The organism is Halomonas sp. HL-93, from assembly GCF_900086985.1.
Taxonomy (GTDB): domain Bacteria; phylum Pseudomonadota; class Gammaproteobacteria; order Pseudomonadales; family Halomonadaceae; genus Vreelandella.
This window is the reverse complement of the sequence record NZ_LT593974.1, coordinates 202,555-224,434: the sequence shown is the minus strand read 5'-3', so window position 1 is coordinate 224,434 and position 21,880 is coordinate 202,555. Positions and strand designations below refer to the sequence as shown.

The following is a 21,880-nucleotide window of genomic DNA, read 5'->3' as shown; positions in this document are numbered from 1 at the left end:
GTACCGCTAAGCGGGTGCTAGACCTTGAGCAAACCTTACATCAAGGCGCCCTGGTCACCCTCCTGCACCCCACTGATGCTGACATCATCACTCAATGCGACCAGCTCTTCTTCGTTGGAAGAAACGCCATCAGCATCAGTGGACATGGCCATCATCATATCCATGTTAGAGGCACTGGCTGCATTGATATCCGCATCGCGACTGAGTTGGAACGAGGCCAAGTCCTGAGAGCCTCCGTTGAAGGTGAGACGTAGTACCTGAACCCCTTCCTCCAGATCGAGTGTCACCGAGGGCCCATCGACGAAGTTACCCCAGGCGCCGGAGTTCGGCACTGAGCCACTTGCTTGATCGTAGGTCACGCCATCCTGCTCAACCGATGCGGTAATACTGCGCCCGTTGTTAGGGTTGGAAGTAACGAACGACAGGGTGTGGCTGCCAGCCTGTTCGACGTCGATGGTGTATTCCACCCATTCTCCTTCATCCACCCAGCCGATTGCTTCGCCCTGCCCAACGATATCCACGCCTTCACCCGGGCGGAAGTCCGTACCAATCTGAGCGGCATCGGCATCGTTATAGGCAACGCCCTGGCCGCCTTCATCGTAGTTGACCGCATCAAGCGCCAAGCCGTCCTCAGCATCCACCAGCCAGGGGGTTCCCCCCGCGTTAAAGGCTTGCTGCCCATCACGCGCCAGACTGAACGAAGCCAGATCCTGCGAGCCGCCGTTGAAGGTCAGCCGCAGCACCTGCTCACCGGCCTCCAACGCCACCTGGGTGGCATCGGTGGGCTGGAAGTCGCCCCAGCCACCGGTCGGCGCTATCACCTCCGGGTCGGTCGATGCGTAGGGTGAGCCGTCGCCTTTGGTAAAGGTCGCCGTGATGCTGCGCTGAGCACCGCTACCATCGCCAAGGGCTGACAGGAACGACAGGTCATAGACCCCTGCCTGCTGGACGTTGAGGGTGTATTCCACCCATTCGCCCTCGTCCACCCAGCCGATAGCGTCGCCGTCACCGACGATATCCACGCCATCTCCCGGGCGGAAGTCCGAGCCAATCTGTTCGGCATCGGCATCGTTGTAGGCTACGTCCTGGCCGCCTTCATCGTAGTTGACCGCTTCCAGCGTGAAGTCACTACCCACCTGCCAAGGGTCACCGCTTTCCGTGAACGCCTGCTGACTGTCGTCTACCGGAGGTGGCTCAACAGGTACCAGATTGAACGAGGCCAAATCCATAGGCCCACCATTGAAGGTCAGCCGTAACACCTGCTCACCGGCTTCAAGCGCTACCTGTGTAGTGTCAGTCTGGGTGAAGTTCGTCCAGCTTCCCGTCGGTGAAACCCCAACCGGCGACGCCGTCACGTAGGGCGTATCACCCTTGGCGAAACTCGCGGTTATCGAGCGGGCGGCTGGGTTGGAGGAGTCCATCGAGGTCAGGAAGTCGAGGTCGTAGACGCCGTCTTCCGCCACGTTGATGGTGTATTCCACCCACTCGCCGTCCTCGATGAAGCCAATCGCCTGTGAAGGCGTGGAGATATCCACCGCTTCGTCGGCGCGGAAGGCATCACCCTGGTGGGCCGCGGTGGTGTCGTTGTAGGCAACGCCCTGGCCGCCGTTGTCATAGAAACGCGCTTCCAGATTCAGCCCCTCAGCGCCCACCTCCCAGGCGGTTTGGCTGTCGTTATAGGCGCTCTGACCATCGTCCACCGGTGCTTCAAAGTCCAGCGTGAACGAGGCCAGATCCAATTGGCCGCCGTTAAAGGTCAGTCGCAGCACCTGCTCGCCCTCTTCCAGTTCAAAGGTCAGCGGACCGACGGTCTGGAAGCTGGTGAAGCTGCCGGTGTTGGGCAAGTCTTGCACCTGCGCCGGGGTATAGAAGCCGCCCCCCTGCTCAAAGGCCGCGGTGATGGACTTGCCATCGGTGGTCGCGGAGGTCGAGAAGCTAAGCGTATAGGTGCCCGCCGTCTCGACGTTGAGGGTGTACTCGACCCACTCACCATCGGCGATGTAGCCCAGCGCCTCGGTGCCGTTGGAGATATCCACCGCCTCGTCAGAACGGAAAGCTGCTCCCTGGTGCGCCGTGGTAGTGTCGTTATACGCCACCCCCTGGCCGCCGTTATCGAACAGTTTGGCTTCCAGCGTAAAGCCATCGCTGCCCACCGCCCAGGCTGTTTCACTGTCATTAAAGGCAGTTTGATCGACCGGGTCCGGGTCGTCGAGGAAGTTCGGCACGCCGTCGCCGTCATCGTCGTCGTACAAGTCCACCCGGCCGTTGCCATCGGCATCTTCCGCCCCAGTGGGGTCGTAGGTCTGAACGTTCTCGACCAGGAAGATATTGTCGTTGTAGTCGTAGTTCACCCCCGCGTAGTCCTGGATCACGATATAGGTGTCCGGGATCACGTTGCCATCGGCGTCCTTGGCCACATAGACGCGAATCAGGTGGCCGTCGTTCTCGTCCCAGTTGAGGTTGGTGCCTGGGTTACCGATCTCATCGATGGTGTCCTCATACAGGTTGGCATCCGGATCGGACCAGGAAATGTAACCCTGGCGGCCCGATATTTCGGCAAAGAAGCCAAACGGCGCATCGCGATCAAGGGTCGTCGTGGTCAGCAAATCACCGTCGTTGAGCGTGCGCGGCAGTAGCGTCTGACCATCGGCCTCGTCGTGGGCCAGAATCTCGTCGAGATTGCGGCTATCCACATCGTGGATGAACAGGCGGGCCACGTCGCCCTGGGTGTGATAAGCCGCCAACTGGGTGATCTTGATTGGCGAACTGCCGTCGGCACGCTGGAAGTACGGTGACAGAATCTCGTCGCCGTTGGCTTCCACCAGCCCGCCCTGGTTCATCTGCCCTTCGGCCACGTTGGTGGTGTAGCCAAAGGCGTTGATGATTTCCTGAACCAGCGGTTCCTGCCCGCTCTCGGACTGGTTCTGGGCCAGACCGGCCAGTTGGATAACCTTCTCGCCCTCGTCCGAATCGCTTGAGTTGATCACCAGGCTCGCCTCATACAGACTGGCGTCGTTAGGATCATCGGCGATGAAGCGCACGGTGACGTCGATGGACTCGCCCGGCTCCAGGCTGACCGCTGCAAACGCCTCGGTCAGTTCGAACAGGGTGGTATCACTGACCTCGATGCTGTTGATATCAAGGGTCTCGAAACCGTCGTTTCTGAGCGTGATGGTCACCTCGTCGTGCACTTCTTGCGCGGCGTTGGCGGGGTTCTCGATGCGCGACATCACCAGGCGATCGTTGGACGGGATGCCGTCGTTATTGATCACCGTGAGATCACCACCGGCGACGGGCGACACGCCCTCAATGAGGAACATGTTGTCGTTGTAGTCGTAGTTGATACCGGTGTAATCCATGATGCCCAGATAGGTATTGGGAATCACGTTGCCCTCGGCATCGAGTGCCCGGAACATGCGCACCGTATAGCCGCGCTCGATGCCATCAGCATCGGCAGGCGGCGTGCCACCTCCCTCGGGGTTCAGCGAGGGGTCGGTGGACAGGTTTGCCACCTCGATGCCAAACACGCCTTCGCCAGCCCAGCTGCTAGGAATATCGGCAAGCGAGAAGCTCGCGGTGGCAAAATCACCATTTCCTTTTATCGGCAGAAGGGTCTGGTTATTGTCGCCTGCATGATCGCTGAAGATGATGTCCTGACCCTTGTTGCCTGGATTATGGATACCCAGCGTTGCCCCGCTGGGGCCATGGTAGGCCGCCAGTTGGGTGATCTTCGCCTCTCCGGCACCATCAGCCAGCGTCCAGTAGCGCGACAACACCTCGTCGTCGTTAACGGGGCGGTAGAGATCGAAGTCATTCAATACCGAATTCTCCCCGCCGCCCACGGTGGTCAGGCCGTCGATACGGTTTCCGAAGCCGAACACCTCCCACACTTCATTGACGTTGGGTTCCCAGCCGCCCTCGTCCCGCGCCTGCCAGAAGCCGGCCATATGGATTTCGGCAATCGGCGAATCGGCATCGTTGGTCACCAGGCGAATTCGCCCTTCGAACACCCCGTCGCCAGCGTCGTTGGTGGGCGCCGTATAGCTGTCACGGTCGAACAGCACCGTGACCTCCAGCGACTCCCCGGCAGCGAGCGTCAGGCCGTCAAAGGCGCTCGGATCCTCCAGCACGAAGGGGCCATCAATATCGGCATCGAGAATCGCAAGCTCGCTGGTGCCCGTGTTGGAGATCGTGACGGTAGCACTTTCCTTGAAATCACGATCGTCCGCCGAGGCGCTGTTGTTCTCCAGGTAGCTGAAGTGCAGCCGGTCGGAGTAGTAGGCGGCATCGCCGCTTTGTACGCCGATGTCAGCCCCTTCATCCCCGGTCAGCGGTGTGACGTCGAGGTAGTCCAGCTCATCGGCACCGTCGGCGCTTGAGACAACACGCAGGTTATACTCCACACCGGCTTCCAGTTCGACATAGGTGCCTTCTTCCCCGGCATCGCCCTCACCCGGATAGGACAATACGTCCACTGGCTGGCCGTTGAGGGTTAGGGTCAAGCCCTGACCATCGCTGGCACCGGCGTTGGCCGCCAGATCCAGGCGATAGAGCCCATCGGCATCCACGGTAAAGTAGAAGTCGGCCGTCAGGTCGTTAATGGTCCGTGCGCTATCACCGCTCTCAAGCTCAATGCGCGCGCCATCGGATACATCGGCATACACCGGCATGAAGTTATCGGCCGGGGCGTCAGGCACTCGCAACAGGTCGACATTGGGGCCGTTGGCTTCCGGTGCCGTGACGCTGATGGTGTTGCTGCCCGCTTGCAGGTTGAGCAGCAGTTCCTGGAAGAACCAGTCGCTTTCCGCTTCATTACTCTGGCCTGGGAAGTTGAGCTGCCCCAGGCTAACGCCGTTGACGGTCACTTCCATCGGGCGGTCGGCCTTGCTTGCCGCCAGGGCGTAGCGGAAGCCAACCTCGTAATTGCCGGTCTCATCGACCTCGACGGTCCAGGTGATGGTCTGGTCGCCCGCGCCATCGAAGTCGACAAAGCCCTCACCGGACGCGTTGCGATCGTCGACGCTTTCGGGCACGACCACGGGGCCGTCAAGCGATGCATCTTCAGCTTCGTAATCGGTGAAGCCCGAGGTGCTGTCAGGCGGCGACTGCAATACTTCAAGCTGGTCGATGTTGGGGCCGGTATTGTTCGTGGCCTGCAGGCGCACGGTGTTTTCACCGACGACCAGGGCCGCTTCGATATCCTGCGTCATCCACTCGGCCCAGCGCTCGTCCGTATCGACGATGCCAGCCGGCGCGGGGCCGAAGTTATAGACGCCAACGCTCTGGTTGTTGACGAACACTTCAAGCGGTCGGTTAGTGTCGCCACCGTTGGCGTAGCGAATACGCAGGACCGAATCGCCAGCATCGTCTGCGGCCAGATTAAACCCGAAGGTCATGAAGTCGGCATTGGTGCTGCCGTAGTCGGCGTAGCCGCCAGGCACACCGTCATTACCATCGGTATTGCCATCCAGTCCAAAGGCACCGGGGCGTAGACCGTTCGGCAAGCCCTCGGTGGTTTCGGGGTTGTCGATGTCACGTATCTGGATTTCCGCACCCGCGCCATCGGCGATAGTCACCGATGTGCCATCGTTGGGAGTGTTATCTTCCGCCTGGATGACTAGCAGCGATACCAGATCGTCGCCGGGATCGGGATCCACAGCATCCACTACGCCGCCTGGCGCCGGATCGAGGCGAATGATCTGGCTCTGCCCGTTACCCCGGTTCAAGGTCAGCAGATATAGCTGGCCGGTCACCGGGTTCTCGATAATATCCAGCGGATCGACGTAGGTAATGACATTGCCGTCGGGATCGCGCAGCACATCGTCACCGATCACGTTGCCGTTGGCGTCGAGCGTAATGCTGCGCACGTCATCACCGCCTGAGTACTCGGTGAACAGCACATTGCCCTGCAGGTTGCCACCAAACACATCGCTAGTGTACTCCACCGCACCATTGGGAGAGCGGTTCTCGCCCAGCGAGTAGACCCCGGAAATATCATAGTTACCCTCGGGGTTGGTACCCGTCGGATAGCGATCCACCTGATTCGGATCGCTGCCCCCGGTCGGGTTACCGCCGTTCATGATGTACTCATCCCGAAGCGGGTTGGGGTGTCCGTAGTATCCCCCTTCCACCATCTTGAACAGATAGTCGTCCTGCTTCTCAACGTTCAGGAAGCGTTCATCTTCAGGTGTTGAGGGATCGTCCGGCACGTTGCCGCCCGCCGCCGAGCCGTTGGTCGGTACGTACAGGAAGCCATTGGAGTGCCATACCAGGTCGTAGGCGTTGCGCGCCCCGGTGGCGAAGATGGTTAACACCGCGTCTTCGGCGTAGGGGTCGTAGTAGCTCTGGAGCACGTTGCCATCGGCGTCCTGCACCGTCGCCACACCGCGTTCATCGAACACCAGGAACTCGCCGTCGCCCATGGGGATAGGATCATCCTTGGGATGGCCATCCGGGTCATCGAAGCGGGTGTTCTGGCCGTTGTCGGGCACAGGCTCGGTAGAGACATCAAAGCCCCCGGGAGGCGCGTCGCGGGTGGGGTCGATCTCCATGACGGCAGCATTAAGCAAACGCTCGGGCCTATTGCCCCAGGCGCTATCCGGCTCACCCATGGCCGAGTTGGAGCCCTGAATCAGATACAGCAGATGCGTCGGCACATCAGGGTTGGTCGCCGCGTCATAGTCCGGGTTGGCGCGGAACTCGAGGCTATTGGTCACGTGGTCGCCGTTGGAGCGCGGCAGCCCGGTGATGTAGGGCTCGGCGGTACCGGAAAAATCACTACCGCCGTCCAGCGTGATCTTGGTAATGCGGCCGCTGAACTCCGGCACACCGTTATCGCGTCCATTGAGCGGGATCGGGTAGTTATCGGTGATCCACAGCACGTTCGGGTCGGTGGGATCCACCACCAAGCCGATGATGCCACGTTGCTGACTCTCCCCGGGCTGGTCGAAGTAATCGTTCGGCAGGCTCAGGTCCTGGCGGTTGGATAGCGAGCCGTCGACCGGATCGACGTTGTAGCGCAACAGATCACCGCCGATGGTCGCGATGTACATGAAGGCGCCGTCGGGGCTCATCTCAAGCGACGTGAAGCCGAAGGCATTGTCCGCTTCACCGTTGAGCTCGACCACATCGTTGAACGCTACGTCGCGAGCGACCACCTCCGGTTCTTCACCGGTAACGAAGGTGTTGGTGTACTTCTGGAACTCGCGGGTCGGGGCATCATTATCATCGTTAGGGCCGCGGTCACGGAAGCCGTCGATCACCAGGGTATAGCTGGTAAACGGCTTGAGCATCTGGCTCGGCGAAATGGTCAGCGAGTCAAAGCCACCGGTAGTATTGACGTTGAACGAGACTTCCTCGCCGGTAACCGTTTCGAACAGCTTCACCGAGCCGTCGTTCAGGCTTTCCAGCAAGGCGCCGCCACGCCCGTCGACCACCGAAATTCCCACGAAGATGTCCGAGGTCGGGTCAACGCCCGTGGGAATAGCACCGTCTTCTGCGTCGAGGTCAACTTCCACTTCGTTTTCCCCGACGCCAGCAATCGCGCGGGCATCGGTGAAGAAGGCGTAGTCCTGCGGCGCTTCACGATCATCATCCGGGGTCAGGTCGGGCAGCGACTGGATCTCGATGTACTGGATCTCGGTGTTCTCGTTGTCGAGTCCCATCGAGTCGAGCGTCAGCCGGCCGTCCGTCACCTGCACGATGCGCGTCACCAGATCAGAACGTGCGCCTTCTGTGTCGTTGCCCGGATTGCCATCCGCCGGGAAGTCGTCTGGCCGGAACGGGGTGAAGGGGTCGTTGAACAGCTCGCCTTCCGCATTCAGCACGTTACGGCTGTCATAAGGCCCGGAGGTGTCGCCAATCGAGATGGTGACCTCGTAGTAGCCGTCTTCCAGCTCGATTTCCCAGCCGGCGCGTACATACTCGCTTCCGGGCTGATCGAAGTGGGCATAGGTGCCCTGACGCGGGTCGAGACCCGCGATATCATCGGTACGGTCATTGACCGCGACGCTGGTCAGCTCGCTGATATCCAGCGGCGTCGTGCCGGGTTCATCGTCGTAGATCGATTCCTCGGTGACCCAGCCGTACTGGTAGGTCTGGCCATCGATGGTCACCGACTGCGTGCCGAAGGCTTTGCCGTTATCGGCAATATAGCCTTCCGGCACCGCCACGCCCTCGGGCTGGAAGTTGATCTTGACCGAGAAGCGATCAACGGGCTCGACCACCTCCGGAGGCTCGACACCCTCGCGAGTCACGCTGAGGCTATCGATGTTAGGGCCGTTGGTGGTCAGGTTTTCCAGGCGAATGGTATTGCTGCCGGCCTCAAGTTCAACCTCGATCGTAGCCTCTTGCCAGTTCAGCCAGCCGTCATTCCCTTCACCGGTAACGGGGAAGGCAATCTCACCCTGCGACTCGCCGCCCACCAGTATATCCATGGGCCGATTTGCGCCACTTCCATCACCATTGGTGTAGCGTACGCTCAGGGTATAGGTACCGGCTTCCTCGACCTCCACGTCAAAGAAGGCCGCATCACCCACTTCGCCCCCCATATCGAGATAGCCGCTGCCGGTATAGCCATCCCATAGCCCATCGGGGCCCGCCGCTTCGTTAGTTTCAGGATTGCTGGCGTCACGCACCACGGTATCGGGAGTAGGCTCATCATCGTCGATCGACAACGCCTCGCCCTGAATCTCGAAGGTGAACGGCGCTGGGGTTGTATCACCATCATCGAAGCTGAACACGACCTGATCGATGTTGGGGCCGTTGTTCGTACCACCGTTAGCCACCGTGGGGATGGTCAGCGTGAAGGTATTGGCGCCCTCTTCGAAGGTGACCTGTACCTCCTGCTCCAACCATTCATCCCAGGGGTCGTTGACGCCATCGTCCGGCGCGTTGGCAAAAGGCACCTGCGGTTGCGCACTGCCATTGACCGTCAGGTCGAGCGGCCGAGGGGTGGCGGCGCCGTTAGCGTAACGAATCGTCGCCGTGTAGGTACCCGCTGCGGGTGCGTCGATATTGAACGTGATCTGATCACCGGCATCGGTACCGAAGTCCAGATAGGCGTCACCCACCGCGCCTTCGCGGAAGTTTTCAAAGTCATCGGGATTATCAGCATCCACCACACGCGTGACGGCCCCCTGGCCGGTGCCACCGACATCGGTGACGCTCGCCTCCTCTCCTTGCAGAGTGATGGGCTCCACGACCACGCTGCCGTCATCGATGGTCACGCTATCGCTGGCCTCGGCCTCGTTGCCTACCGCATCGGTGACGATCAGCGTCACGGTAACGTCACCGCTTTGGCCGCTTAGATCCACCGTGATATCGCCATTGGCCTCAGGCGTTACTTCCGTACGCGTGGTGCCGCCGTCGAAGCTGACTTCATAGCTAACAATGTCGTCATCGGCACCGCTCACATTGAACAGCGCTGCATCAAGCTGATCGGGTTCCAGGGTATCGGCTGCAGCGGTCAGGGTCAGGTTGCCATCTTCATCCGCGCTGTCATCGACGGGGATCGGTCCGCTGCCGCCCTCGGTGATTTCGATACGGTCGATATTGGGGCCGGTGGTCGCGCCTTCCGGAATCGCCAGTTCGATGCTGTTGGTACCCGCTTCCAGGGTCACGGTGACGGTCTCGAACAGCCAATTGTCGAAACCTTCCTCCGGCCCGGTGCCGTCTGGGTCGGTCGCCAGCATGTCGAGCACGACCGGCGCACCGCCATTGATGACCAGATCCAGCGGACGATCGGAGTTGGTGGCATAGCGCACGCTAATGTCATACTCGCCCGCTTGTGCCACCTCGACCTGCCAGGTGACGTTGTCACCAGCGGTATCGCCGAAGTCCAGATAGCCGGTGCCGGAAAAGTCCGGGCGCAGGCCGTTCTCTAAATCTGGATTATCTTCGGGATTATCCGCATTGCGAATGGTGGTATCCGTTTCGTTGGCGTCGTCATCGAAGCTGGTCACCGTGCCGTCCTGCACTTGCAGGCTGAGCGGCGTGAAGGGCGCTTCGTCGACATCATCAACGGTGACTTCCAGGGTCTGAACGTCGCTCAGATCGCCATCGGTTACCGTGACCTCGACTTCGTAAACGCCATCTTCATCGTCATCCACCGGAAGCTCGAAGTCGCGGGCGCTGGTGAAACTCAGTACGCCGGTCGTCTCGTCGATGGTAAACAGCGGTGCATCGGCGCCGCCGGTAATAGCGAACACCGGTGCGCTCAGGCCTGTCGTAGCACCATCTTCGTCGACCACCGGAATCGCGCCGATCTCGGTCAGGTTCTCATCAATCGAATACGCCGTCTGATCGATGACGATACTCTCGTTGAGGTCCGCCACCGTAATCAGGGTGTCCTGCGAGACGCTGTCTTCACCGTCGGAGACGGTGACCGTCAGTTCATACACGCCGTCTTCATTGCTGTCGGCAGCCAGTTCGGCGTCCGGCGGGTTGACGAACGCAAGCTCCCCGCTCACCTCATCGTAAGTAAATAGCGCCGCATCGGCACCGGACAGCGTGATGGTCAGGTTGTCACCATCGGCATCGTCGATCACCAGACTGGCCACGGCTGAACTGTTCTCGTCGACGCTGAGGTCGCTCGCCAAGCCTTCAAGCGTTGGGGCGGTGTTGGTCGGCTCCTCAATGCGTTCAAACACCAAGGAGTCGATGCGCATCAGCTCACCGTCAGCACCGCGCAGCTCAAGGCTCGCCAGGTCACCGGCGGTCACCTCGAAAGGCGTTTCGAAGGCAATTTCCTTGCGGTTACCGCTCTGACCCGCATTACCACGGGGGCCTTCGCCCACGATGGTGCCAAAGTCGTCGCTGAGCACCACATCGGAGCTCAGGCTGTCGCTTGCGGTATTGCGCGCTTCAAGCACGGTATCGCCGATGGTCAGCGTCAATGAGCCTTCACCATCGTTTTCATCGAACACATACAGCCGGGCCACGTACCAACCGGGCTCTACGCCACCGGCTGCCAGGTCGGTACCGATAGTCGCGGGTTCGTTACTGGTCAGCCGGATCAGCTGTTCGTTGGAGGCGCTTGCGCTGCCGGTCACGATCAGGTTGGACGCATCGAGATCGGTGAAGTTTTCCGCCTCGATGGTAATGGCATCACCCACTTGCGTGCCTTCGATCACGAAGCTCAGCGTTTGGGTGTCGGAAAGGCCAGCCGGATCGGTGGCGCGAATCACTACATCAAAGGTGCCGCCTTGGCTCGGCGTGCCCTGAATAACGCCATCTACTACCTCAAGCCCGGCGGGCAGATCCTCGGCGGAGAGCGTCAGGCTGTCGCCATCGGGGTCGGAAAACAGTGACTCAAAGTCCGCGAGCGGAATCTGGATAAAGCTCTCACCGACTTCGCCAAAGTAAGGCTCCAGTGCCACCGGTTCGGCCACCGGCGCGTCATTGACGTTCTCGACCGTCAGTGCGAAGTCGGTCGAGGTGCTGGTAGTGCCGTCATCGGCGGTCACCGAAATGGTGTAGTCGCCGGGGGCGAGTCCTTCGAGGCTGCCGCTGAGCACCTGGTCGGCGACGCTCAGGCCGTCCACGGTGACCGGCTGGCCGTCGCCGTCGGTGACCACGAAGCTGAAGCTAAGCGCGTCGCCATCGTCATCGACGAAGGGCAGGTCGACCTCGATATTTGAGCCTTCATCCAGCGTGAGGTCCGCAATGCCGCCGCCGACTACGCGCGGCGCGTTGTTGGTGTCCACTACCTCATCTTCGGAAAGGCTCACGCCGCTGAAGCTCGTGCTGCCCTTGGCGCCCAGGTCATCGTCGTTGACGAACACCAGCGAGTCGATGGTGGTGCCGGCATGCGCCGACAGATCAATGGTGAAGCGGAAAGTGCCGTCCTCATTGTCGACGCCCTGGCCGCGCAGGTCGACAAACCCGCCCTGGGTCTGGGTGCCGCCGAGCTGATAGACGCTATTGCCGCCGTTGAAGGGGTTGTCGTCGGCATCGAACCCGATCGCGACGATTTCCGGTACCGGCGATTCCGAGATAGCCACGTCCAGCGTCAGCAACGTTTGCCCGGTAATGGTGTAGCTGCTCGGCAGCTCGGCGCGTTTCCAGACGTTGTCATTCAGCGTGAGCGTGGCACCGTCGTCTTCCACCACAGCGCCCGTGCCGCTTGCCGGATTGTCCTGGGTGTCGTTGTAGGCGCTGATGATAGCGTCGTCGAAGATGACATCGATCGCCACCGGTTCCGGGTCGGTCGCTCCAGCCAGTGTCACGGTGTCTGCTACGCTTGCTTCGTTACCGGCGGCGTCTGTGACGATAAGCGTTACCGTCACCTCGCCTGGGCTCTGCCCCGATAGATCCACTGAAAGGGTATCGCCATCGCTGGTGGCCGTCTGGCGAGTGGCGCCGCCATCGAAGCTGACTTCAAGCGTAGAGTCGGCGTCGACGCCCGCAACACTAAACACCACCGTGTCGCTGTCATCGGGTTCGATCTCGGCGGCAGGACCTTCCAGTGCCAGATCGTCGCCCTCGTCGGCCGTGGTATCCAGGGTGAGATCAAGTGACTGCTCAGCGCGGTTGCCAAAGGCGTCCATGGCGATCAGTGTGGCGGTGAGATCACCGTCGTCTTGCCCTGAGAGATCCAGGGTGAAGTTGCCGTCGGCGTCTGGCGTGACGTCTTCGACGGTGACGCCCTCATCGAAGCTCACCCCGACAGATACGATGTCATCATCAAGCCCCGTCACGCTAAACCCGGCCGCATTGGCGTTGGCGCCGTTAATCAAGAGGTTGTCGGCGCTGAAAGCCAACGGTGTCTCATCGGCATCCGCCTGGACATCGCCCACTGGACCGGTACCCGCAGTGGTGACTTCAATGCGGTCGAGGTTGGGCCCCTTGTTCGCTCCAGCGGGGATGCTCATCACGAGTGTATTCTCACCGGCAACCAGCGATGCGGTCAGGGTCTCGTATCCCCAGTGGTCGAAGCCTTCCTCCGCGCCTCCGCCGTCAGGGTCGGTTGACAGGAAAGCAAGCGAGCTTGTAGCCGCGCCATTCACCGAAAAATCCATCGGCCTGGCATCATTGGTGGCATAGCGGAAGTTCAGGTCGTAGTCGCCTGCTTCTGCCACGTTGACCGTGAAGGTCAGGCTATCGCCAGGCACGCTGCCGTAGTCGACATAGCCGGTACCGGAATAGTCGGCACGAAGGCCTTGGAAACTTGCACCGCTCTCGGGGTTCTCGGCGTCGCGTACCAGGGTGCCGGCGTCGTTATCGACACCCAATTCGGCGTCTTCGGCCTGAACGACGACCGGATCAATCACCGGCCCGGTAGGATCGACCGGGTCGGCCTCAAGTAACGCCACTTCGATCTTGTCGATATTGGGGCCGTTGGCGGCACCGCCTAATCGCAGGGTGTTGCTGCCTGCGGCAAGGGAAATTTCAATGGTCTCGGTGGACCAGCCTTCCCACTCGCTCTGCCGCGTGTTGTTACCGCCGGGTACAGCTGGCTGGTTGGCCGTGGGCACATCGTCGTTCACGTCGTCTGGGTAGTAAACGGGCTCACTTGTCTCCGCAAAATTAAAGGTTCCAAGTGAACTAAGCGCTTCGCCATCGACCAGGGATAGGTCCAACGGACGCGGATTACCTGCAGAGGCATAGGTCACGGTGACGTTGTAGGTACCGGCGGTGGCGACATCCAGAGTGAACTCGCCGTAGGCATCGGCATTGCCGAACGCCCAATCGAGATAGCTTGCGCCCTCGGCGCCCACACGGAAGGTTTCGTTACCAGTGGTAAAGTCGGCGATGTTGTCGACGGTGACCACACGGTTGGTTTCACCGTCTTTGTTGTCAGCCGCAGGCGACAGCACAAGATCTTCCGCCTGAACCACGTAAACGTCTGAGGCAGGCGCGCGCACTTCCAGATAGTCAATATTGGGGCCGCTGGCACCGTTGGAGGTAAAGGTTACCGTGTTCTCGCCCGCCTCTAGCTGCACGCGAATGGTGCGTTCGCCAAATTCGCTAAAGTCGGTTGAGTCGTTGGTCAGGGTGGTGCTGGGCAGATCGAACATGCGATCCACTAACTCGTCGTTGACGTCCAGCCGCAGGGGGCGGTTTCGATCCGTACCATCGTCGTTCTGGCTCAAGGCATAACCCAGCGCCAACTCGTACTCACCTGCTTCTTCAACGCTGAAGGTAAAGGTCAGCGTCTCACCGCCGTTAACACCGTCGCCGTAATCGACGTAGGCCTGGCCGTCGGCGTTGACGGCATTGGGTTGGCTTTCGGGATCATCGACCACGTTGATACCGTCGCCCGAAATGACCGCCGAGGCACCATCGCTGGCGTCGTCATCTTCTGCCTGAATACGTATCGGTGTGAAGGTGTCCACCAGTATCGCCTGGGCAAAAACGCCTTCGTCTGCCTGCGCAAGAATGGGCTCCTCCGCGAGCGTGGCGGCGAATGGCTCGGATGCAGCTTCCGCGATGCCCTCACTTTCTGGCACCACATCCAGGTCAATGCTCATATTCGAATGGGGTAGTACCTGGCCCCATTCGTCCATGGCTTCCAGGCGCATTTTCAGCCGTCCCAGCGCTGGCGTGGGCAGGTTCTCGAAGACAAAGGGCCGCTCAAAACTCTCGAATACTGACACTTCATTGCGAGCGTCTTCCCATGCCATGCGCATCGCTTTGATAGACGATTCCCAAGGAGAGGGGTGAGGCTCCACGTGCAGTTGATGGCCTTGGAAGGTATCTCTACCCCAACGTCCGCCTTCATGAACGGCACCCAGTAGAGACTTCGCCTGACCGGAAACAAATGACATCGAAAACATGGTCCACCTCACGGTTTTCATTAGAATTCTTCAAACACACCAGAATGTGCGCCTGTGAGCACCCACCAAGCTTTTGTTACAGCGCTTGTTACAATGATCCCTTCCGCAAGTGGCAGCATATAGCCCTATAACCGCTGGCAAATCGGAGCGACACTTGGTGAGTCTAATCGAGCTTTCCAGGGTGGCAAGATAAGACCAAGAGCACCAGAATGTATCCAATTGTTACAATTTGTCAAAAATATATAAGCATAAAAGCAATTAAAAACATACACTTAAAATAAATAGTGCCGATCTCGACAATATTGAGACCGCTAAACGTGACATAAAAAATCGGTGGTTTTCGTTAGAAAAATAACGTTGCCGACTCACGGTAAGTGTTGGTTAATCCAAATTTGCGCACGAGTGATTAACTCAAACAAAACTAAAAAATTGATCCTCTGCCTTCAAAAAGAACCTGATACGCTAACTAACATATTATTTACATAATGATTACAAAAGAGCGGCATCGCCTCGCGGCAGGTAGCTGGCCATTAGGCGATAAGTCCTCTCATGGTGACCCGCATCATTGATGGCAAGACCCCTCTTGTCGGTAGCGTGATAGCTGGGCCTTAAGCACCACCCAACAATGCTCTGGAGCTCAGCCATGTTGAATTCGCACGAAGGGTCGGACTTGCAGAAAGTGCTTAGCACCTGCAAACGCAGCTTCCTTTATGTTGGTCTATTCAGTTTGTTTATTAATCTGCTGATGCTCGTGCCACCGCTTTACATGTTGCAGGTCTATGATCGGGTCATCACCACGCGCAGTCAGGAAACGCTGCTGATGCTGACCCTGGTCGTGGTTTTCCTGTTTGTGGTGATGGGGGGGCTTGAGCTGATGCGGTCACGCATCCTCGTAAGGATCGGCAATAAACTCGATGTGCAGATCAGCCAGCGACTTTATTCGGCGATGTTCAAACGCTCGCTGATGATGCCCGGCAAGCCCTCGGCCCAGCCGCTGAATGACCTGACGACACTGCGCCAGTTTCTTTCTGGAAACGGCCTGTTTGCTTTCTTCGATGCGCCTTGGGTGCCGATTTATATCGGCGTGCTGGCGTTGTTCCACCCTTGGTTTGGGCTGTTCGCCCTGGGGGCGGGCATCATCCTGACGACACTTGCCATCATCAACGAGGTCACCACCAAAGCGCTGCTGAATGACGCCAACAGCCAGCATGTGATGTCCCAGGACCTGGCCAACAGCAACCTGAGAAACGCCGAGGTGCTCCACGCCATGGGCATGTTGCCGGGCATTATGGGCCGCTGGAGCGTGCGCCATCGCGAATACCTGGTCCTGCAATCCAAAGCCAGCGACAGAGCCGGGCTGATCACCAATACCTCCAAGGTGCTCAGGCTGATGTTCCAGTCGCTGATTCTCGGCCTAGGAGCGTATCTGGTACTGGCGGGCGACCTAACGCCCGGCATGATGATCGCGGGTTCCATTCTGATGGGACGCGCCTTGGCCCCTATTGATCAGATGATTAACGGCTGGAAGGGGTTCTCTGGAGCTCGCACCGCCAAGGCGCGTCTCGAAGAGCTGCTGACGGCGATTCCTGCTGAAGAGCCGCGCATGCCACTTCCCAACCCTAAAGGACGCCTCACGCTTGAGGGGGTGACGGCGGCACCACCTGGACAGAAACTGGCGACCCTGCGCGATATCAACCTGACCATCGCCAAGGGCGAACACATCGCCATCGTGGGGCCCAGCGCCTCCGGCAAGTCGACCCTGGCCCGCGTGGCGCTAGGCATCTGGCCAAGCCAGTTCGGCTGTGTGCGCCTGGACGGTGCCGACATTACCCAGTGGAATCGTATCGCCCTGGGCCCCCACATCGGTTACCTGCCCCAGGATATCGAGCTGTTCGATGGCACGATCTCGGAAAATATCGCCCGCTTTGACGAAGTCGACCCCCAAGCGGTGGTACTGGCGGCACAGAGAGCTGGCGTGCATGACATGATTCTTGAACAACCCAACGGCTATGACACCTGGCTCTCCCACGGAGGAAACGCCCTCTCCGCAGGCCAGCGCCAGCGTATCGGCCTGGCGCGGGCGCTGTATGGCAAGCCCGTGTTGGTCGTCATGGACGAGCCCGATGCCAATCTGGACGATGCCGGTGAGCAGGCCCTTGCCCACTGCTTGGTTCGGCTACGCCAGGAAGGCACCACGGCATTGATCATTACTCACCGCTCGCTCCTACTGAGAAATGTCGATCGGGTACTGGTGCTGAAAGAAGGCCAGATCGCCTCGCTCAAACCACCCACCAGAATAGCGCCCGTTACACGCATGACGGCAGATGGCGGCCGCCCTGTGCCGTCCCAGCGCGTCGCGTCACTAAAACCTAGCGCACGAGGCCGCCATGGCGGCGAGGAGACCCCGTCATGAGTATGCAGAAGCCTCAAGGGCCCGGCATCGCACCCGCAAAAAGCGATGAATTACCGCTCGAAGATACGCGCTACCGCCGACTGGGCATCGCCATTTTGATCATCGCCGTTGGGGGGTTTGGCAGTTGGTCAGTGTTCGCCAATCTGGCGGTTTCCGTTGTGGCACCAGGCTCTGTGTCGGTAGAAAGTTTTACCAAAACGGTTCAGCACCTGGAAGGCGGAATCATCAAACATATTGAGGTTGAAGATGGCGACCATGTTGAAACCGGGGATGTGCTGATGGTACTGGACGACACCCAGGCACGCTCCCAACTGCAGGTCACCCGCTCTGACTACCTTATCAGCCGCGCCACCGAGGTACGGCTTTTGGCTGAGCTGAGCAACGCCGAGACGCTAAGCTTTCCCGAGGAGCTTACCGCCTCGGAGCATCCCCGAGTGAAGGAGGTGCTTGATGTCCAGCGCCGCTTATTCGACTCCCGGCGTGAGTCGCTCACCAGTACGCTGGCGTCTCTTGACGAGCAGATTGTGCAAATGAACGAGCAGATTGAAGGCCTGATCAATACGCAGAACATCAATCAGCGGCGCATCAGCTCGCTCGAAGGCGACGCCGCCAATCACCGCAAACTGTTTCAAAATGGCATGATCAGCAGCCAGCGGATGCACGAACTGGAGCGAGAAAGCCTCGAATACCAGAGCGTCAATGCCCAGCACGCCTCAGAAGTTGCCCGGCTGCATTCACAAATCAGTGAAAACGCGCTGCAAAAGCAGGTTCGCCTGCAGGAGTTTCAGCAGCAAGTGGGCGAGGCTCTACGCCAGACCCAGGCCGAAGTGGCCGACGCCGAAGAGCGGCTCACTGCCCTGATGGACAAGGTGAACCGCACCGAAGTGCTAGCACCGGTTTCAGGCACAGTAGTGGGCCTGAAAGTGCATACGCTGGGCGGCGTTATCCGTTCGGGTGACCCCCTGCTGGATATCGTGCCAACCGATGTGGGGTTCATCGTCGAAGCCAAGGTACCGGACCATGATATTGACCACCTCTACATGGGTCAGCCCGCCGAGATCCGTTTCAGCGCTTTCAACCAGCGTCTTTCAAACGTCATCGACGGCGAAGTCATCCACGTAAGCGCCAATAGCTTTGAGGACGAAGCGACCCGGGCCCGCTACTACAAGGTACGTCTGCGCGTCACCACCGAAGGCGAAGAAGATATGACCGAGACCATGAAGCTGCTTGCCGGTATGCCCGCCGAAGTGATGTTGCGTACAGGCGAAAGAAGCTTCTCCAGCTACATGGCCAAACCCATCACCGACATGCTGGCCCGTGCCATACGTGAAGATTGAGGAAGAAGAACTCGTTTAAAGGCCGTGATTGGGATATTGGGCTAACGGCTCAATATCCTTTTTAGCTTTTAATTCAATTATTAAACGCCTTAATAACACATCCAGCTACCCCATAAATAAGGCAAACACGTACGCCCATTTTCAGCCTTCCGACCTAGCAAAAAGCATATAAAGATGTGGCTCCCATAAAGCATGGTTGGTGTACTTTAGATGACAGCGTCCCAACGCAGACCTTCAGGCAAATATTGAATTCTCGTACTCCTGATTCGTACAGCTTACGAAGTGAATCGCAGCAGTAAAACCTCTACAACCTTTCATCAAAAACCCTACAACTCGATTGCCATTTGTAAAGAAATCGACTAGCTTGAAGGAAGTAATACGCTTAAAAACTTCCCTAGTGCTGGCATGTTCGATCATCTCTACACAACACTGGCTGCGGCTTTTTCACCCAGTGCGCTCTAATGTCGGCGCGGCCTGTCTGGGTCACCCAGCAAAGGAGAACATCGAATGTCGATAACATCAGAAAAGCAATTACCCGAAGCCGTAGCCGCTTGGCGCGATCCAGAAATGGACTCGGTTAAGGGAACCGAGACCCCAAAGGATCCAAACAAGGGATATATCGCCCTACTTGGCTGGAGCGTTAATGCGATTAAAGCGGCACAAAAATTTGATCGCCGCTATGTGGTAGTTGCTCCAGAATGGGCGGAGGACTTCTGTGCCGCCAACAACATACCTTTCATTTCGTGGGATTTTATCCGCTTGAATGATCGGTCTATGGAAATCGCCGAGCGGCTCAAGGCCGAAGGCGTCGACGTGGCCATCCCCCTGTTCGAAGAAACCGTCGAGTGGTCTGGTGCGATTAATTCCGTCCTGCTAGACAGCCCTCGCATGTTCGGGCAGTCCATCCTATTCCGTGACAAAGCGCTTATGAAGCGCCGTGCACAGCTTGGCGGTATTCGCGTGGGGATTTTCGAAGAGGCGCATGAGAAAGAAGACATCGTTCGCTTCATGAAGCGCGTCAACCAAACGCTGCTCAAGCTCGACGGAGACCCGGACGACCCGATTCACGTCAAGGCATTCGACAAAGCTGGCTGCCTTGGACACCGCATGATCCGCACCATAGATGAAATTGACCATATTCCAGACGAGGAATACCCGCTGCTGATGGAAAGCCACTTGAGCGGTTGGGAGTTTGCCGTTGAAGCCTGGATCCACAATGGCAAAATCAAGTTCCTCAACATTTCGGAATACGTCACCCTGGGCTATTCGGTATTCGTCCCCGCGACCGAGCAGCTCGAGAGCTGGCGCAACGCGATTACCAAACAGATCGAGTTGTTGATCAAAACGTTCGATATCCAGTTCGGCCTAATTCATCCCGAGTACTTCGTCACGGCAGACGGCGAGATGTACTTTGGCGAGGTTGCCTACCGCCCGCCTGGGTTCAAGGCGTTTGAGCTAATCGAGAAAGCCTACGGATTCAACGCGTACCAGGCATCCATGTTGGTGTTCGACCCCAAAAGCACCACTGAAGAAGTCGATGCGTTCTTCCCCCGCGAAGTGGTCGACGCGAAAGGCTACGCGGGTTGCTTCGGTGTATATCCAAGGCGTCGTGTAGTCAGCAAACTGGAAATGCCTTCAGAATGTGTTGACCACCCCTACTTCGAGTCACACGAACTGGTTGCACCGACGGAAGAAACCGTTCCTGATCGGTCGGCCTTCGGGACGCACTGGGGCCTTGTCTTCTTCTTTGGCGACGACCCCATCGAGATGCGCGATCTACTCAAAAAGCAGGAAGACTTGGACTTCTACGTCTAGCGCTCCTTAAACGCAAAACGTAGCACGATGGGCGCGTCATCAGTCTCCGGAATACTTAAATTCCTGATGCTGGTAGGCGCGCCCTACGTTTTTTTGCCAGTAATCCCATAGCATGTATCAAAAATATCCGTAACGTGGTGAGCTCGCCATATGGATATACACCGCTCACCCCTTTCCGAAACAACTGGCGAGGTAACGCAATATGGTTCAGGGTTTTTTGATACTGCTGATTTGCCAATTAATTGGCGAATGGCTAATGGTATGGTTCGGCTGGCCAATTCCAGGCCCGGTGGCGGGAATGATGCTCCTACTGATTGGGCTGATGCTCTTTGGCCGCGTGCCCGATGGCCTACGCTTACCCGCCGAGGGCTTAGTTCGGCATTTATCGCTGCTGTTTGTGCCAGCGGGCGTAGGCTTGATGCTATTTGCAGAGACACTCGCCCAGCAGTGGCTTACGATCCTGGTGTCGCTGCTACTGAGCACCCTTATTACCCTGTCGCTAACCGGCTGGATGCTGCAGGCGTGGGAAACACGTCAATACAAGCATAAGGAATAAGCGATGGAGCTCACCAGTTTTTGGGTTTACTTCAACGCTCGGCCACTATTCTGGATTGTGATTACTCTGGGGGCTTATCTGGTAGCCAGTGCGCTTAATCATAAGGCAGGTGGCACGGCGCTGCTACATCCTGTGCTGGTTGCTATGTTGATGATCATCTTGCTGCTGACCCTTAGCGGCACCGACTACGACACCTACTTTGAAGGGGCGCAGTTTATTCATTTCCTGCTGGGTCCCGCCACCGTCGCTCTGGCCGTGCCCCTTTATGATCACCGTGCACGTATTCGCCAAATGCTGCTGCCATTGCTGGTAGTTTGCCTAAGCGGCAGCCTGACGGCCGTCGTGACCACTGTGTTGATTGGCCAGCTTTTTGGTGCCAGCGATGCGCTGTTGCTATCAATGGCCCCTAAATCAGTCACGTCTCCCATCGCCATTGGCATCTCGGAACAGATAGGCGGGTTCCCATCACTATCCGCCGGTTTATCATTGACCACCGGCATGATGGGCTGCCTGTTAGCCCCACTGGTATTTCGTGTTCTCAAGGTGCGTTCACATACCTCAAGCGGCTTCGCTCTGGGCCTGGCCGCACACGGGTTCGGAACGGCCTATGCCATGCAACGCAGCACCCTCGCAGGCGCTTTTGCCGGCTTGGCGATGGGCATGACGGGGATATTCAGCTCCGTGTTGATTCCGCTTGTCAGTCAATTACTCGGCTTGAATTGAATACGACTCACGGAACACAAGTTATATTTTATGCAAAAAGAAACCAGCAGACATTATAGTGCTAGTAACAGGCGATGGGGGGTTTTGACTTACTCGTCAATAAAATTCGCACTAAACATGGTAAAAGCGTTAAAGCTTATAGCACCCCTAAGTTTACAGCAGCATCACTTATCAACGAAGCCAGTGATTCTATAAATATCGATAAGGAATTGCTGCTCAATTAGTTTTACCAAAAATTGCTTAACATTATATCTACCCA

The 21,880-nt window shown here is 58.3% G+C and carries 6 protein-coding genes; 5 read left to right on the top strand and 1 reads right to left on the bottom strand.

Going from position 1 to position 21,880, the window contains the following annotated elements:
- Positions 1-35 precede the first annotated feature (35 nt).
- Positions 36-14,777 carry a carbohydrate-binding protein gene (locus tag GA0071314_RS00985; RefSeq protein ID WP_156524085.1) on the bottom strand — a complete coding sequence of 4,914 codons (14,742 nt, stop codon included), beginning with the start codon at positions 14,775-14,777 and terminating at the stop codon, positions 36-38.
- A gap of 643 nt (positions 14,778-15,420) precedes the next feature.
- Here GA0071314_RS00985 and GA0071314_RS00980 point away from each other — a divergent pair.
- From GA0071314_RS00980 to GA0071314_RS00960, 5 genes are all read left to right on the top strand, one after another.
- On the top strand, positions 15,421-17,190 hold the full coding sequence (locus tag GA0071314_RS00980; protein WP_074394895.1) for a type I secretion system permease/ATPase: 1,770 nt from the start codon (positions 15,421-15,423) through the stop codon (positions 17,188-17,190).
- Positions 17,187-18,527 (top strand): HlyD family type I secretion periplasmic adaptor subunit, encoded by a 1,341-nt coding sequence (locus tag GA0071314_RS00975; protein ID WP_074394894.1) that lies wholly within the window; start codon positions 17,187-17,189, stop codon positions 18,525-18,527. The genes GA0071314_RS00980 and GA0071314_RS00975 overlap by 4 nt, the downstream gene beginning before the upstream one ends.
- A 507-nt stretch (positions 18,528-19,034) precedes the next feature.
- Positions 19,035-20,342, top strand: a complete 1,308-nt coding sequence (locus tag GA0071314_RS00970) for an ATP-grasp domain-containing protein (protein WP_074394893.1) — start codon at positions 19,035-19,037, stop codon at positions 20,340-20,342.
- Between the two features lie 202 nt (positions 20,343-20,544).
- Complete coding sequence (locus GA0071314_RS00965; protein WP_074394892.1) at positions 20,545-20,898, top strand: CidA/LrgA family protein; 354 nt, start codon at positions 20,545-20,547, stop codon at positions 20,896-20,898.
- 3 nt (positions 20,899-20,901) lie between these two features.
- Positions 20,902-21,621: an LrgB family protein gene (locus GA0071314_RS00960; RefSeq protein WP_074394891.1), complete on the top strand. Its 720-nt coding sequence runs from the start codon at positions 20,902-20,904 to the stop codon at positions 21,619-21,621.
- Positions 21,622-21,880 lie beyond the last annotated feature (259 nt).

Excerpts from the sequence above, each read along its gene's own strand:
- GA0071314_RS00960 (WP_074394891.1), top strand. The coding sequence starts at position 20,902 with ATGGAGCTCACCAGTTTTTGGGTTTACTTCAACGCTCGGCCACTATTC.
- GA0071314_RS00970 (WP_074394893.1), top strand. The coding sequence starts at position 19,035 with ATGTCGATAACATCAGAAAAGCAATTACCCGAAGCCGTAGCCGCTTGG.
- GA0071314_RS00975 (WP_074394894.1), top strand. The coding sequence starts at position 17,187 with ATGAGTATGCAGAAGCCTCAAGGGCCCGGCATCGCACCCGCAAAAAGC.
- GA0071314_RS00965 (WP_074394892.1), top strand. The coding sequence starts at position 20,545 with ATGGTTCAGGGTTTTTTGATACTGCTGATTTGCCAATTAATTGGCGAA.
- GA0071314_RS00980 (WP_074394895.1), top strand. The coding sequence starts at position 15,421 with ATGTTGAATTCGCACGAAGGGTCGGACTTGCAGAAAGTGCTTAGCACC.
- GA0071314_RS00985 (WP_156524085.1), bottom strand. The coding sequence starts at position 14,777 with ATGTTTTCGATGTCATTTGTTTCCGGTCAGGCGAAGTCTCTACTGGGT.